This is a genomic window from Jiangella anatolica (genome assembly GCF_003236295.1).
Classification (GTDB): domain Bacteria; phylum Actinomycetota; class Actinomycetes; order Jiangellales; family Jiangellaceae; genus Jiangella; species Jiangella anatolica.
Genome location: NZ_POTW01000070.1, coordinates 1 through 13,550 on the forward strand (window position 1 = coordinate 1; position 13,550 = coordinate 13,550).

Annotated in this window: 14 protein-coding genes and 1 tRNA gene; 6 read left to right on the top strand and 9 right to left on the bottom strand. The window is 71.9% G+C overall.

Features of this window, described 5'->3' with window-relative positions; genetic code table 11:
• Nucleotides 1-175 precede the first annotated feature (175 nt).
• Both C1I92_RS23210 and dcd read right to left on the bottom strand, forming a co-directional pair.
• Nucleotides 176-2,314, bottom strand: coding sequence for a (Fe-S)-binding protein (locus C1I92_RS23210; RefSeq protein WP_111257031.1), 2,139 nt, complete (start codon nucleotides 2,312-2,314; stop codon nucleotides 176-178).
• Nucleotides 2,315-2,376: 62 nt separating this feature from the next.
• Nucleotides 2,377-2,955 (bottom strand): dCTP deaminase, encoded by a 579-nt coding sequence (gene dcd / locus C1I92_RS23215; protein ID WP_111257032.1) that lies wholly within the window; start codon nucleotides 2,953-2,955, stop codon nucleotides 2,377-2,379.
• 86 nt (nucleotides 2,956-3,041) lie between these two features.
• On the opposite strand from dcd, the gene C1I92_RS35475 reads away from it, so the two are divergent.
• Nucleotides 3,042-3,275, top strand: coding sequence for a FitA-like ribbon-helix-helix domain-containing protein (locus C1I92_RS35475; protein ID WP_111257033.1), 234 nt, complete (start codon nucleotides 3,042-3,044; stop codon nucleotides 3,273-3,275).
• Nucleotides 3,272-3,691, top strand: coding sequence for a type II toxin-antitoxin system VapC family toxin (locus C1I92_RS23225; protein ID WP_111257034.1), 420 nt, complete (start codon nucleotides 3,272-3,274; stop codon nucleotides 3,689-3,691). The genes C1I92_RS35475 and C1I92_RS23225 overlap by 4 nt, the downstream gene beginning before the upstream one ends.
• Here the strand turns inward: C1I92_RS23225 and C1I92_RS23230 are convergent.
• Genes C1I92_RS23230 through C1I92_RS23250 form a run of 5 tightly spaced genes read right to left on the bottom strand, consistent with a single transcriptional unit; the run spans nucleotide 3,673 to nucleotide 8,856 of the window.
• On the bottom strand, nucleotides 3,673-4,311 hold the full coding sequence (locus C1I92_RS23230; protein WP_199521515.1) for a trimeric intracellular cation channel family protein: 639 nt from the start codon (nucleotides 4,309-4,311) through the stop codon (nucleotides 3,673-3,675). The genes C1I92_RS23225 and C1I92_RS23230 overlap by 19 nt on opposite strands.
• 36 nt (nucleotides 4,312-4,347) lie before the next feature.
• Nucleotides 4,348-5,655, bottom strand: coding sequence for an ABC transporter permease (locus C1I92_RS23235; RefSeq protein WP_199521516.1), 1,308 nt, complete (start codon nucleotides 5,653-5,655; stop codon nucleotides 4,348-4,350).
• On the bottom strand, nucleotides 5,652-6,326 hold the full coding sequence (locus C1I92_RS23240) for an ABC transporter ATP-binding protein (RefSeq protein WP_111257061.1): 675 nt from the start codon (nucleotides 6,324-6,326) through the stop codon (nucleotides 5,652-5,654). Before C1I92_RS23240 ends, C1I92_RS23235 begins: the two co-directional genes overlap by 4 nt.
• 17 nt (nucleotides 6,327-6,343) lie before the next feature.
• Nucleotides 6,344-7,693 (bottom strand): hypothetical protein, encoded by a 1,350-nt coding sequence (locus C1I92_RS23245; RefSeq protein ID WP_199521517.1) that lies wholly within the window; start codon nucleotides 7,691-7,693, stop codon nucleotides 6,344-6,346.
• Nucleotides 7,690-8,856, bottom strand: a complete 1,167-nt coding sequence (locus tag C1I92_RS23250) for a hypothetical protein (RefSeq protein ID WP_111257036.1) — start codon at nucleotides 8,854-8,856, stop codon at nucleotides 7,690-7,692. The genes C1I92_RS23245 and C1I92_RS23250 overlap by 4 nt, the downstream gene beginning before the upstream one ends.
• A 100-nt stretch (nucleotides 8,857-8,956) precedes the next feature.
• Between C1I92_RS23250 and C1I92_RS23255 the strand changes: the two genes are divergently transcribed.
• The 4 genes from C1I92_RS23255 (at nucleotide 8,957) to C1I92_RS23270 (ending at nucleotide 12,475) form a co-directional block, all read left to right on the top strand.
• On the top strand, nucleotides 8,957-9,661 hold the full coding sequence (locus tag C1I92_RS23255) for a response regulator (protein WP_111257037.1): 705 nt from the start codon (nucleotides 8,957-8,959) through the stop codon (nucleotides 9,659-9,661).
• Nucleotides 9,651-11,696, top strand: a complete 2,046-nt coding sequence (locus C1I92_RS23260) for a sensor histidine kinase (protein WP_111257038.1) — start codon at nucleotides 9,651-9,653, stop codon at nucleotides 11,694-11,696. Before C1I92_RS23255 ends, C1I92_RS23260 begins: the two co-directional genes overlap by 11 nt.
• A gap of 39 nt (nucleotides 11,697-11,735) precedes the next feature.
• A tRNA-Gly gene (locus tag C1I92_RS23265) sits at nucleotides 11,736-11,809 on the top strand.
• A gap of 3 nt (nucleotides 11,810-11,812) precedes the next feature.
• On the top strand, nucleotides 11,813-12,475 hold the full coding sequence (locus C1I92_RS23270; protein WP_111257039.1) for a class I SAM-dependent methyltransferase: 663 nt from the start codon (nucleotides 11,813-11,815) through the stop codon (nucleotides 12,473-12,475).
• 9 nt (nucleotides 12,476-12,484) lie between these two features.
• Here C1I92_RS23270 and C1I92_RS23275 read toward each other — a convergent pair whose 3' ends face one another.
• Nucleotides 12,485-12,772 carry a DUF1905 domain-containing protein gene (locus C1I92_RS23275; RefSeq protein ID WP_111257040.1) on the bottom strand — a complete coding sequence of 96 codons (288 nt, stop codon included), beginning with the start codon at nucleotides 12,770-12,772 and terminating at the stop codon, nucleotides 12,485-12,487.
• A 10-nt stretch (nucleotides 12,773-12,782) separates the two neighbouring features.
• On the bottom strand, nucleotides 12,783-13,532 hold the full coding sequence (locus C1I92_RS23280) for a glycoside hydrolase family 16 protein (RefSeq protein ID WP_111257041.1): 750 nt from the start codon (nucleotides 13,530-13,532) through the stop codon (nucleotides 12,783-12,785).
• Nucleotides 13,533-13,550 lie beyond the last annotated feature (18 nt).

Below are 13,550 nucleotides of genomic sequence, written 5' to 3' on the forward strand. Positions count from 1 at the left end.
GCGGCGGCCTGCCCGGCGGCGGCCAGCGAGGCGCGCAGTGCTTCGACGTACTGGGTGAGCTCCATGACGCCATCCTGGCGTCATGATGGCGTCACGTCAAGCGTCATCGTGACGCCGCCTTGACGGCAGGCAGCGTCACGCGACGCCACGAATGGCGTCACGTGACGTCAGAAGGTCAGGAACCGCGCTTGACGGCGGCGAGCAGCAGCTGGGCGACGTCGAGGACCTCGACGCCTTCGCCGCGGCCGTCGGCCTGCGCCTCGGTGAGGCCGTCGGAGAGCATGACCCGGCAGAACGGGCAGCCCACCGCGATGGCTTCGGCGCCGGTGTCGAGTGCCTCGGTGGTGCGGGCGGTGTTGATGCGGGTGCCGATGCGTTCTTCCATCCACATGCGGGCGCCGCCGGCGCCGCAGCAGAAGGAGTTCTGCTGGTTGCGTGGCATCTCACGCAGCTCGACCCCCGGCAGCGCACCGACCAGCTCCCGCGGCGGCGTGTAGACCTGGTTGTGCCGGCCGAGGTAGCAGGGGTCGTGGTAGGTGACCGCCCGGCCGGCGATCTGGGCGTCGCCGGCGGGCGCGACGGGGGTCAGCCGGCCCTCCCGCACGAGGCGGTTCAGCAGCTGGGTGTGGTGCACCACCTCCAGCTCCAGCCCGAGCTGGGCGTACTCGTTCTTGATCGTGTTGAAGCAGTGCGCGCAGGTCGACACCACGCGCACGGCTCCGGACTCGCGCAGCACGTCGATGTTCTGCGCCGCCAGCTGCTGATAGAGGAACTCGTTGCCCGAGCGGCGGGCCGGGTCGCCGGTGCAGGTCTCCCCGTCACCCAGGACCGCGAACGACACCCCGGCGGTGTGCAGGAGTTCCGCGACGGCCTGGGTGGTCTTCTTCGCCCGGTCCTCGAACGCGCCCGCGCAGCCGACCCAGAACAGCCACTCCACCTGATCCAGCGAGTCGACCTCGACACCGACCCGCGGCACCTCGAACGACAGCCCCGCGGCCCAGTCCATCCGCTTGGAGGCGTTGACGCCCCACGGGTTGCCGGCCTTCTCCAGGTTCTTGAACAACCCGTTCAACTCGCTGGGGAACTCGGACTCGATCAGCGTCTGGTAGCGGCGCAGGTCCAGGATGTGGTCGACGTGCTCGATGTCGACCGGGCACTGGTCCACGCACGCCCCGCACGTCGTGCACGACCACAACACGTCCGGGTCGATCACTCCGCCCGCTTCCACGTCGCCCACGAGCGGCCGCTCGGTCTCGGCGTGGGCCGACGCCGGCGCGGTGTCGGGGTCGAGCAGGTACGGCGCCTTCGCGTACGCGTGGTCGCGCAGCGCGGTCACGAACAGCTTCGGCGACAGCGGCTTCTCGGTGTTCCACGCCGGGCACTGCGACTGACACCGCCCGCACTCCGTACACGTGGAGAAATCGAGCAGGCCCTTCCAGGAGAAGTCCTCGACCTTCCCCACACCCAGCGACGCGTCGTCGGGCAGGTCGTCCAGCGCCTCGAAGTCCACCGGCGCGCCGTTCACCATCAGCGGCTTCGCCGCCCCCAGCGCCGGCCCCCCCTCGGGGTCGCGCTTGAACCAGATGTTGAAGAACGCCAGGCCGCGGTGCCACGCCACGCCCATCGTCAGGTTCCAGGCGATGACGGTGAAGAACAGCCACGACACGGTGATCTTCAGCGCCGCGACCACGTGCACCGTCAGCTCGGCGTCCGGCGTGGCGACCGAGTCGAACCAGGAGCCGATGAACGCCGTCAACGGGAAGTGCCACACATCCCCGTGCCCGTACAGCCGGTACTCCAGCCCACGCAGCACCAGGATGCTCACCGCGATCGTCGCGATCGTGAACTCCACGTAGTACGCCTGCCAGAAGTTCGACCCGAAGAACCGCGACCGCCGGCCCAGCCGCCGTGGATGCGACCGCTGCCGGATCACCGTCAGCACCACGATGCCGATCAACGTCAGCCACGCGATCGCCTCGGTCGCCCACTCGAACGGGATCCAGTGCCCGATCAGCGGCAACGCGAAGTACGCGTCGAACAACTGCCCATACGCCGTCACCAGCGTGAAGAACAACGCGAAGAACCCGACCATCACGAACCAGTGCGCCGCGGCCACCACCGGGCGCTTGGCCATCTTCGTGTGCCCGAGGAACTCGCGCACCAGCTGCCGGGTCCGCCCCGACGGGTTCCCCTTCCGGCCCGGCTCCGGCCCGCCCAGCCGGATCACCCGCACCATCCGGACCACCGCGTCGGTGAACACCACCAACGCCAGCACCGACACGCCCAGCGCGACGACCACGGCAACGTACTGCATGCGGGCTCGGCCTCCTTGCCGGTGGGACGGTTCTCGCGTACTAGATTACTCGCCAGTAACCGCTACTCGATCGGGGTCCGGTGGAAGCTCAGGTACGACCGGCTGGGCGTCGGGCCACGCTGGCCCTGGTAGCGCGAGCCGTGCCGCTCCGACCCGTACGGCTCGTCGGCCGGCGACGAGAGCTGGAAGAAGCACAGCTGGCCGATCTTCATGCCCGGCCACAGCTTGATCGGCAACGTCGCGACGTTGGACAGCTCGAGCGTGACGTGCCCGGTGAAGCCCGGGTCGATGAACCCGGCCGTGGAGTGCGTCAGCAGGCCGAGCCGGCCCAGGCTGGACTTCCCCTCCAGCCGCGCCGCGACGTCGTCGCCCAGCGTCACCGTCTCGTAGGTGGAGGCCAGCACGAACTCGCCGGGGTGCAGCACGAACGGCTCACCGCCGTGCGGCTCGACCATGCGGGTGAGGTCGGGCTGCTCCTCGGCCGGGTCGATGTGCGGGTAGCGGTGGTTCTCGAACACGCGGAAGTACCGGTCGAGCCGGACGTCGATGCTCGACGGTTGGATCATCTCCGGGTCGAACGGGTCGAGCGTGACCCGCTTCGACTCGACGGCAGCTCGGATGTCGCGGTCGGAGAGCAGCATGTGGGGACACTACCGACCGAGCCGATGGCACGGCACCCGGACTCCGGGGACTTGCAGATCGCTGGAGTTAGCAGCAGAATGCATGCATGACTTCGATCACGATTCGCGACGTCCCCGAAGAGACCAGGGACGAGCTGGCGGCGAGGGCCGCTCGCAGCGGACGGTCGTTGCAGGAGTACGTCCGGCTGCAGCTGATGGAGCTCGTACGCCGGCCCGAGCCTCATGACCTGCTCGCCTCCGTTCGTGAGCGCAAGCGAGCCACTGGCTCCAGGCTCAGCGCGACCGAGATCCTCTCTGACCGAGACGCCGATCGGCGGTGACGATCGTCGTCGACGCCGGCCTCGTCGTGTCCGCGCTGGTGGACAGCGGCCCGGAAGGCACCTGGGCGGAGGACCTGCTCACGGACCGGCCGCTGGCGGCGCCTCACCTGATGCCGGTCGAGGCCGCCAGCATCCTGCGCCGTGCCGCGCTCGCCGGCGCCATCAGCGACGACACCGCCTCTATGGCCTACACCGACCTGCAGGCGCTGCGGGTCGAGTTGTTCCCTCTCGCCCCGTTCGCGGGCCGCATCTGGGACCTGCGCGGCAACGTCACGTCGTACGACGCCTGGTACGTGGCGCTGGCCGAACACCTGGACTGCCCGCTCGCGACGCTGGACACCAAGCTCGCCGCGGCGCCCGGCCCACGGTGCTCCTTCACCACGCCCGGCGCAAGCGCTCAGCCGTCCGGGGGCTGACGGCGGTAGGCCAGCGGTGCGCGCCATCGGTTCCGGACGGCGAGGGCCCGCAGCGCGAACGTCACGACGCTGGCCGCGACCCCCGTCCACACCGACAGCGCGTCCACCCACCACAGCACGGCGACGGCGGCCGCGCCGGCCATCGCGGGCAGCGCGTAGATGTCGTCGTCGCGGAACACCGACGGCACCTCGCGTGCCACGACGTCGCGCAGCAGGCCGCCACCGACCGCCGACGTCACCCCGAGCAGCACCGCCGACACCGCCGGCACGCCCGCGGCCAGCGCCTTCTCCGTGCCGGTGACGCAGAACAGGCCGAGCCCGGCCGCGTCGAACAGCAGCAGCGTGCGCCGGAACCGCGAGACGTGCGGGAAGAACAGGTAGACGACGGCGGCGGCGAGCACCACGGGCAGCAGGTACACCGGGTGCTCGAGCGCCGCCGGCCGGACCCCGATGATCAGGTCCCGGATCACCCCGCCGCCGAGCCCGGTCGCCCCGGCCAGCAGCGCGCTCGCGACGATGTCGAATCCCTTGCGGGCCGCCAGCAGGGCGCCGGTGACCGCGAAGAAGAACACTCCCACGAGGTCGAGCGCGAGCTGGGTCCGCTCCGCGAAGATCTCCACCGCACCAGCATCGGGCCTCCGGCGCCCCGAGCGCAGCTACCCGGTGCGCAACGCGGTGATCGGCTCGACGGCGGCCGCTCGCCAGGCCGGGTACGCGCCGGCGACCAGCCCGATCAGCCCGCCGAGGAACGGGGCCACCAGCGCCAGCCGGACGTCCAGCAACGGCGTCCAGTCCCGCACCACCGACACCCCGATCGTCGCCAGCACCCCGATCGTCGACCCGATCAGCCCGCCGAGGAACCCGACGATCCCGCTCTCGACCAGGAACTGGCCGGCCACGTGCGTCCGGCCGGCCCCGACCGCGCGGCGCAGCCCGATCTCCGAGACCCGCTCCAGCACGGACAGCAGCGTGACGTTCGCGATGCCCAGGCCGCCGACCAGCAGCGACAGCCCGCCGAGCGCCAGGAACAGTCCGTTCACGTCGGCCGACACGCTGTCGCGCAGGGCGCCCGGAGGGGGCGGCGCGGTCACGTCGAGCAGGTCGGGGTTGTTCGGGTCGACGGCGATCGGCGCCTGCTCGCCGATCAGCTGCGCCGCGCCGAGGTCGGTCCGGATCTCCACCGTCTGCGGCGCCTGCAGGCCGTAGAGCTCGCGCGCCGTCGTCATCGGCATGATCACCGAGTCCTGCAGTTCCGACCGGTAGTCGACGGCGTCCAGGATCCCGATCACGGTGAACGCGCGGTCGCCGATGAAGATCGACGGCTGCGAGTCCACCCGGTTGATGCCCAGCCGGTCCGCGGCGTACCGGCCCAGGACGACGACGGCGTCGCCACGCGCGTCGTGCCCCTCGTCGAAGAACCGGCCGCCGGACAGCCTCCCGCCGAGCGCCTCGAACAGGCCCGCCGACGCGGCCGCGACCGGCACCGTCTGCTCCTGCGTCCCGTACGGCACGCCGCGCACCGGATCCTGGCCCACGTCGACGGTGGCGAACGTGCCGGCCGACGCGACGCCGGCCAGCCGTTCCAGCCGTTCGGGCGCGTCCCACGGCAACTGCGTCAGCGCCATCTCGCCGTCCGGGCCGTCGGCCTCGCCCGGCTCGACGGTGACCCGGGTCGCCGCGACCTCGTCGAACCGGTCGGAGATCTGCCCGGCCGCCGTCTGGCCGAGCCCGATCGTCGCCACCAGCGCGGCGATGCCGAGCACGGTGCCCAGCGTGGTCAACGCGAGTCGCGACGGCCGGGCGGCCACTCCGGCGAGGGCCTCGGCCAGCAGATCGCGCAGCGTCATCCGGCGACCGCGCCGGGTCGGCCGCAGCCGCCCGCCCGCTCGTCGCCGCCGGAATCCGGGCACGCGCAGCCTCGGCCGGCGCAGCCGTCCCAGCCCTGGCGGCCGCCAGCGCCTCATGCGACCACCCCGGCCGTCGCGACGTCTGACATGACCCCGTCGACGATGCGGACCCGCCGCTGTGCCCGCGCGCTGACGCCGTCGTCGTGCGTGATGACGGCGAGCGTGAGGCCCTCGGCGTGCAGTTCGTCGAAGAGGTCGAGCACCGATGCGGCGTTGCCCGAGTCCAGGTTGCCGGTCGGCTCGTCGGCCAGTAGCAGGCTGGGCCGCGCGACCAGGGCACGGGCGATCGCGACCCGCTGCCGCTCGCCGCCGGACAGTGTGAGCGGGTCGAAGTCGAGGCGATGCCCCAGCCCGACCCGCTCCAGCGTCTCCCGGGCCCGCTCGGTCCGCTGCCGCCGCGGGGTGCGCTGATAGAGCATCGCCAGCTCCACGTTCTCCAGCACGGTGCGGTGCGGCAGCAGGTGGAAGGCCTGGAACACGAAACCGATCCGCTCGCCGCGCACCCGGGTCCGGCGCCGCTCGGACAGCGTGCTCACGTCGACGCCGTCGAGCAGGTAGGTCCCGTGCGACGGCCGGTCCAGCAGCCCGAGCAGGTGCAGCAACGTGGACTTGCCCGAGCCGGACGGCCCGATGATCGACAGGTACTCCCCCTCGCCGATGCTGAGGTCGACGTCGCGCACGGCCTCGACCCGCGGCGGCCCGGCGAAGACGCGGCCGATCCCAATCATCTCGACCACCGGCGGCGTCACTCCTCGCCCCCGTCGCTCTCCTCGTCGTCGGCGTCGCCGACGACCACCAGGTCGCCCGCCGCGAGGCTGCCGTCGACGGCCGTGACCTGGGCGTAGCCCTGCGCGGTCAGGCCGACCTCGACCTCGACCAGCTCGGCGACGCCGTCGCGCATGACCTCGACCCGGGACTCGCCGCCCGGTCCGGCGGTGAGCGCCGCCAGCGGCACCGCGAGCACCTCGCCGTCGGTGCTCTCGATCGGCACGGTGATGCGGACGTTCTGCCCGCGCAGCGCCTCGGACTGCTCCGGCGTCAGCTCGCCGGGCGCGATGGTCACGTCGTAACCGGTGGCGCCCTCGCCGGTGGCCTCCTCGATCGCGGTGATCGTGCCCGGCACCTGCTCGCCGTCGGGCGTCTCGATGGACACCGCCTGGTCGACGGCCAGCAGGTCGAAGTCGGCGTCGTCCACGTTCGCCGTCACCACCAGCGACGCGCCGCTGACGGTCATGACGGCGCCGTCGACCTGGCCACCGCGGCGGACGTTCACCTCGTCGACGCGGCGCGGCAGGCTCGCGATAAACACGACCTCCGATGCCGGCAGCGGAGTGCCGGCGGCGAACGCGGCCTCGTCGCGAGCGGTCTGCGCCTCGGCGAGCTGCTCCTCGGCGTCGTCCAGGGCGTCCTGCAGCGCGTCGGTGTCGACCGGGGCACCCTCTGGCGTGTCGCCGGCCCCGTCCTCGGCCTCTTCGAGCGCCTCCTCGGCATCCTCGACCGCGTCCTCGGCCTGGTCGACCTGGTCGTTGGCCGCGTCCAGCTCCGACTGCGCCTGCGGGTCCGGCTCCGGCGGCTCGTAGCCGATCCGCTCGAACAGCTCCGCGACGGCGTTGCCCGTCGAGGACGTGTACTCGTCGTCGACCTCGCCCGGATCCAGCCCGAGCCGGTCCAGCACCGCCTCCAGCTGGGCGACGTCCGGCCCGCTCATGCCCGGCCGCAGCGACCGGTACATCGGCAGCTCGCCGGCCAGCGCGATCAGCGGCCGCCCCACGATCTCCAGCAGCGCCGCACCCTCGGCGATCTCCGCGCCGACCGCCGGGACCTGCCCGGTCACGATCGGCGGCGTCTCCAGCCCGCCGGTCTCCGGCGTGACGGCGACGGCGCCGGCCGCCGTCACGTCCCCGCGGGTCACGACCTCGCTCTCCAGCGTGCGCAACTCAACGGGGACCGTGACCTCGGAGGCCTCGGGGGCGGCCGTCCGCGCGATGGCGTCGGCGGGCGAGGTGATGCGGGTGCCGGCGTAGATGCCGGCACCCAGGGCGATGACGGCAGTGCCGCCGACGATGAGCAGGGTCCGGCTGCGGGACCGGCTCACCCGACGCCACCGGCGTTACCCGCCGGGCCCTCCGCCATCGCGTCGCGATAGCGCTCCAGCTCGTCCCGGTGCTGCTCGACGAACTCCTCCTCGAAGCCCCACGCGACCTCGCGCCGGACCTCGCCGAACCCGTCCTGCTCGCACTCGTAGTCGGCGGTCGCGACAGCGATCTCGTACTCCTGCAACTCGGCCAAGGCCGCCTCGTCGATCTCGGGCAGCTCGCCGCCCTCGCCGCCGATGCTGACGCTCGGCTCGTCCTCCTCCGGCGCGTCGGTGGGCGCCTCGTCGTCCCAGCCGTACAGCTCGCTGAGCCGGTCCATGACCGCCGACTCGGGGTCGTCGGGACCCTCGAACTCGCTGTAGCCGGCCTCGGCCATGCAGGCGGCCCATTCCTCGGCCGCCTCGGTGATGCGCGGGTCGCTCTCGATCCGCTGCCGCAGCGCGTCGAGGTCCTCGAACAGGCCCTCGAACTCGCTCATGTCCGGCCCCATCATCATGCCGTCGTCCTCGCCGTAGACCTCGGCGCGGGCCTCGCCGTGGCAACCCTGCTGCAGCGGTGCCTGCGGCGCGCCGGACGCGCCCTCCTGCGGCGAGATCGCCACGCCGCCGCCACCGTCGGCCACCTCGACGCCATCGCCCCAGAGCACGCGGTAGTACTCCTCCAGCGCGCCCTCGGACAGGCCGTCGCGGATCTCCTGGTTCGGGTCGACCCATTCCTGTTCCTTCTCCGGGTTCATGAGCGTCGTGTATCCGTAGCCGTACTCGCGGGCGAACTCGTCCGGCGGCAACGCGTACGCCTCGGCGAACGGGTCCTCGCCGGTGTCGCCGGCCATCGGGTCGACCGGGATGTACTCGAAGCCGGCCTCCTCCATGCAGGCGGCGACCAGCTCCTCGACCTGGCGCAGCTTCTGGCGCTCGTCCTCGTCCATCTCGGCGGCGGAGACGGCCATCGTCACGGCCCCGCCGCTGATGAGGCCGGAGTTCTCCCCCAGGTACTCCTCCAGCGGGCTCAGCTCCTCGCCGTCGCCCGACTGGTCCGCGGAGTCGCCGTTCGTCCCGTCGTTCTGGCCGTCGCCACCGTCGTCGTCGCCGCAGCCGGCCAGGGCCAGCCCGGCGACGCACGCGAATGCCAGCAGCCGGGCCCGTGCACGCCAATTCGTCATGGCAGAAGGGTGCGAAGTGGGCTGTGAAGAACCTGTGAAGGAGCCGTCAGATCCGCGCTCTTCATAGCTTCCTGACAGGTTCCTGCCACACTCGAATGTCATGGGAGCCCGGATCCTCGTGGCCGAGGACGACGTCAAACAGGCCGAGCTCGTCCGCCGCTACCTCGAGCGCGAGGGTCACGCCGTCGTCATCACGCACGACGGACGGACGGCGCTGGACGAGGCGCGGCGGCGCCGGCCTGACCTGCTCGTGCTCGACATCATGATGCCACGGGTCGACGGTCTGGACGTCTGCCGGATCCTGCGGCAGGAGTCCGACACCCCGATCATCATGCTGACCGCGCGGTCCACCGAGGACGACCTGCTGCTCGGCCTGGACCTCGGCGCCGACGACTACCTCACCAAGCCGTACAGCCCGCGCGAGCTGGTGGCCCGGGTCCGCAGCATCCTGCGCCGGGCGGACCGGCACCGGGCGCCCGACTCCCGGCTGCGCATCGGCGAGCTGGTGGTCGACACGGGCCGGCACCAGGTGTTCGTCGACGACCGCGAGATCGACGTGACGCCGGCGGAGTTCAAGATCCTGGCCTGTCTCGCGGCCGAGCCGGGCCGGGTGTTCCCGCGGCAGAAGCTGCTGGAGGAGGCGTTCGGCTTCGACCACTACGCGCTGGACCGCACGGTCGACGTCCACGTCATGAACCTGCGCCGCAAGATCGAGGCCGATCCGGCGGCGCCCGCCTTCCTGCTGACGGTGTACGGCGTCGGCTACAAGATGGCTGACCGACCGGGGGTCCGCGATGCGTCGTAACCTGTTCGTCCGGCTGCTGGTGCTGTTCCTCGGCGTCGCGGTCATCTCCATCGCGGCGACCGCCTGGATCACCACCCAGAGCACCAGCCAGCGGCTGCGTGGCGAGTTCGAGCGGAGCCTCGAGGCCGACAACACCGTCTACCAGACACTGATCGCTTACGCGCAGAGCCACGACTCGTGGTCCGGCGTCGGCGCCATGGTCGACGACCTCGCGGCGATGACGGGCAACCGGGTCGCGCTGACCGACGCCGACGGCGACATCCTGGCCGACTCGGCCACCTCAGATGCCGGCGACTCGCCGCCGCTGCCGTCCACGCCGATCGCCGAGGTCGACCCGATGGCTCCGTTGGCGGTCATGGCCGGCGGCGTCGCGGTGGCCGCCGCGTCGTCCACCGTCGACACGTGGATGCTCGAGGGCGAGGCGGAGGCCGGGGCCGGCGGCTCCGCGGCGCCGCCGGCCAGCCCCACGCCGACCGGCGCCACGACGCCGGCTCCGCTGAAGGAGACGGCGCCGCCCGGGGAGACGGTCACCATGCTGACCGACGAGATGACCATCGTCGGCTCCGTCGGGCTGGAGGCAGCGGGGCCGGTCTGGCGCTTGACCGCGGCGGAGACGGCGAACCGCGAGCGGCTCGTCGTCGCGGCCAACGAGTGCCTGACGCAGGCCGGGGCCGACGAGCTGCTGGTCGGTCCCGACGGGAACGTCCTGCGGACCTACGTCGAGACGAGCGACGGGCCGGACCCGACGGCGCCGGCCACCGAGGCCCCGGTCGACGTGACCACGCAGCAGTGTGTGCCGCCGGAGTTGTTGAAGCCGAGCGAGGCCAGCATCGCCCTCAACAGCGAGCAGGTGCGGCTGACCCAGGAGTGCCTCAGCGCCGCCGGCATCGAGGCCGACCCCATTCAGACCGAGAACGGCCTGCTCCAGCTCCGGGTCGCGAACGACGATCCGGCCATGCAGGGCATCGTGGCTGACTGCGACGCCACGGCGTACGAGCAGGCGATCGAGCCGTACCTCGCCGATCCGGCGCTGCTGTACGTCGGCTCGACCGACCGGTTCAACGCGTTCTCCGGCGGCGGCTGGGTGCGCACGGCGCTCACCGGGCTCGGCGTGCTGGCCGCCGCCACGGGCGTCACCGTCCTCGCCGGGCGGCGGCTGTCGCACCCGATCCGCACCCTCACCGAGGCGGCCCAGCGGATGGCGTCGGGCGGACGCGGCGCACGGGTCCGTGTCACCGGCCGCGACGAGGTCGCCCAGCTGGGGCACGCCTTCAACGCGATGGCGTCGTCGATCGAGCAGAACGAGCGCCAGCGCAAGGCGATGGTCAGCGACATCGCGCATGAGCTGCGCACGCCGCTGGCGAACGTCCGCGGCTACCTCGAGGCGGCCGAGGACGGCGTCGTCCCGCTGGACCCGCAGCTGGTGTCGTCGCTGCTGGAGGAGTCCGCGCTGCTGCAGCGGCTGATCGACGACCTGCAGGACCTCGCCCTCGCCGACGCCGGCATGCTGCGCATCCACCGCGAGACCATCGACGTCGCCGACCTCGCCCGCCAGGTGGTCGCCGCCCACCAGCCGTCAGCCTCGGCGTCGTCGGTCGAGCTGGTCGTCGCCGCCCCGCCGTCCGTCCCCGCCGACGCCGATCCCGTGCGGCTGCGGCAGGCGCTGGGCAACCTGGTCGCCAACGCCGTCCAGTACTCCGGTTCCGGCAGCACCGTCCTGGTCAGGCTCTCCCACGACATCATCACCGACGACGTCGTGCTCGCCGTCCGCGACGACGGGCCGGGGATCGAGCGCGAGCACCTGGAGCACCTGTTCGACCGCTTCTACCGCACCGACACGTCGCGGACCCGGGCCACCGGCGGCAGCGGACTCGGGCTGGCGATCACCAAGCACCTGGTGGAGGCGCACGGCGGCACGGTGACGGTGTCGAGCATGGTCGGCGCCGGGTCGACGTTCACGATCCGGCTGCCGGCGCAGGCGCCCGAACCGGCCGAAGCGGGTGCCGCCTCGTCAGCCTCGCCGGCCCGGGGGTGAGGTATGCTCGGCGTCGTGCCGCCTCTGAGGGCGGCACACGCGGGTGTAGTTCAATGGTAGAACTCCAGCTTCCCAAGCTGATAACGCGGGTTCGATTCCCGTCACCCGCTCCACTCATGAGGACGCGCCTGCTCGAAGCCCTCGCTCGCGTCAATCGGCGTCACTCGTGGTCGCACAACGACGCCTACGCGCCCTTCGTGCTCTACCACGCCTGGCGCGGACGACGCGCCGGCGCCGTCACGGCCCTCGACATCGGCTGCGGCACTGGCGGATTGCTTCGCCGGCTCGCGCGCGTCCTGCCGGAGGTCACCGGGATCGAGCCCGACCCCGGCACGGCGAAGAAGGCGGCCGCGTCCACGAGGGACCTTTCCAACGTCACGGTCGTTCAATCGGCCTTCCCCACCAGCGAGCACGCTCGCTTCGACGTCGTCTCGATGGTCGCCGTGCTCCATCACCTCCCCCTGCACCAAGGCATTCGCGCGGCACAAGAGGTCGTAGCCCCAGGTGGCAGGCTGATCATCGTCGGCTGCCACCGCGACGAGCCACGCTCGGGGTGGTGGCTCGAACTCGTCTCGGTGCTGCTGAACCAGCTCATCGGTCTGGTCCTCCACCCGCGGCGCGCCTCTGAACTCCCCGAGAACATGACGGCGCCCGTGGCGGCACCGGCCGACTCATACACAGAGATCAGGGCGGACGTGCACGCATCGCTTCCCGGCGTCAAGGTTCGCCGCGGCCTCTTCTGGACGTACACCGCCGTCTGGCTCGCACCGCCGAGCTGACCTCGGCGCTCACACCTCGACGAAGAGGGTGATCGTCACGACGTCGCCGACGTGGAGGTCCTCGCCGCGGCGGACGACGTCCTTGAGGGGGACGACGTAGCCGCCGTCCTTCGGGAACAGCGACGTGGTCCAATCGGTGCCGCCGATGCGGGCCCGGACGGGGATCATCCCCCAGCCGTACGAGACCATCGCCGCGGCCTCGGCCAGCTCCGCGCTCTCGTCGGCCGGCACCGTCACGAAGTGGAACGGCGCCGGGCCGCGCCAGTGCCAGATCTCACCGGTGAACTCCAGTTCCACGACCGCGAGCCTAGACGGCTTGCAGCGGCTGGCCGCTCACGTGCGTCACGATCAGCTCCGGGACCTCGTCGGCGGAACCACCACGTGCGGGGAAGTCGAACACGCCGAGCATCAGCTGCATCGGATAGTCCGGCGCCTGGTGCACCACGCGGACGACCCGGCCGTCGACGCTGAAGGTGACGCGGCCGGGCCGCCAGTCGACGCCGTAGAGGTGGAACTCGGCGACGTCCAGGTCCAGCCAGGGCGCCTCGAAGTCCTCGCGCAGCAGCGGGTCGCGGAACGCGTGCACGCCCATGCCGACGTCGTGCGCCGCCGAGCCGAACACCTCCATGACGCAGATCTCGCCGGACCGCTCCGGCCGGTCCTCGATGCCGGACAGCCAGAACGCCACCATCGACCGCTCGGAGACGACCCCGCGCAACCGGGCCTCGAACCGTCCATAGGTCGGCGTGTAGCCCCAGAACGGCGGCTGCTCCTCGCGCACCGTCAGCCCCGGCACGAACGGCTGCTGCCCGACGGTGCCGCCCACCGGCCCGGAGAACGCGCCGGTCTGCACCGCCGACACCCGCAGCGGCGGCTCGTGCCGGTCGGCGCACCACATCCCCTGCGACGGCGGGATCCACAGCCGCAGCTCGCCGCCGGACACGGAGTACGTCGCGGCCGACTCGGCGCGGGAGCTCCAGTGCGAGAGGTAATAAGGAAACCAGAGACCGGTGTCCAGATCGTCGCCGTCGAACCGTTCGTCCACGTACGTGGCCATGCCCGGATCGTAGCCGTG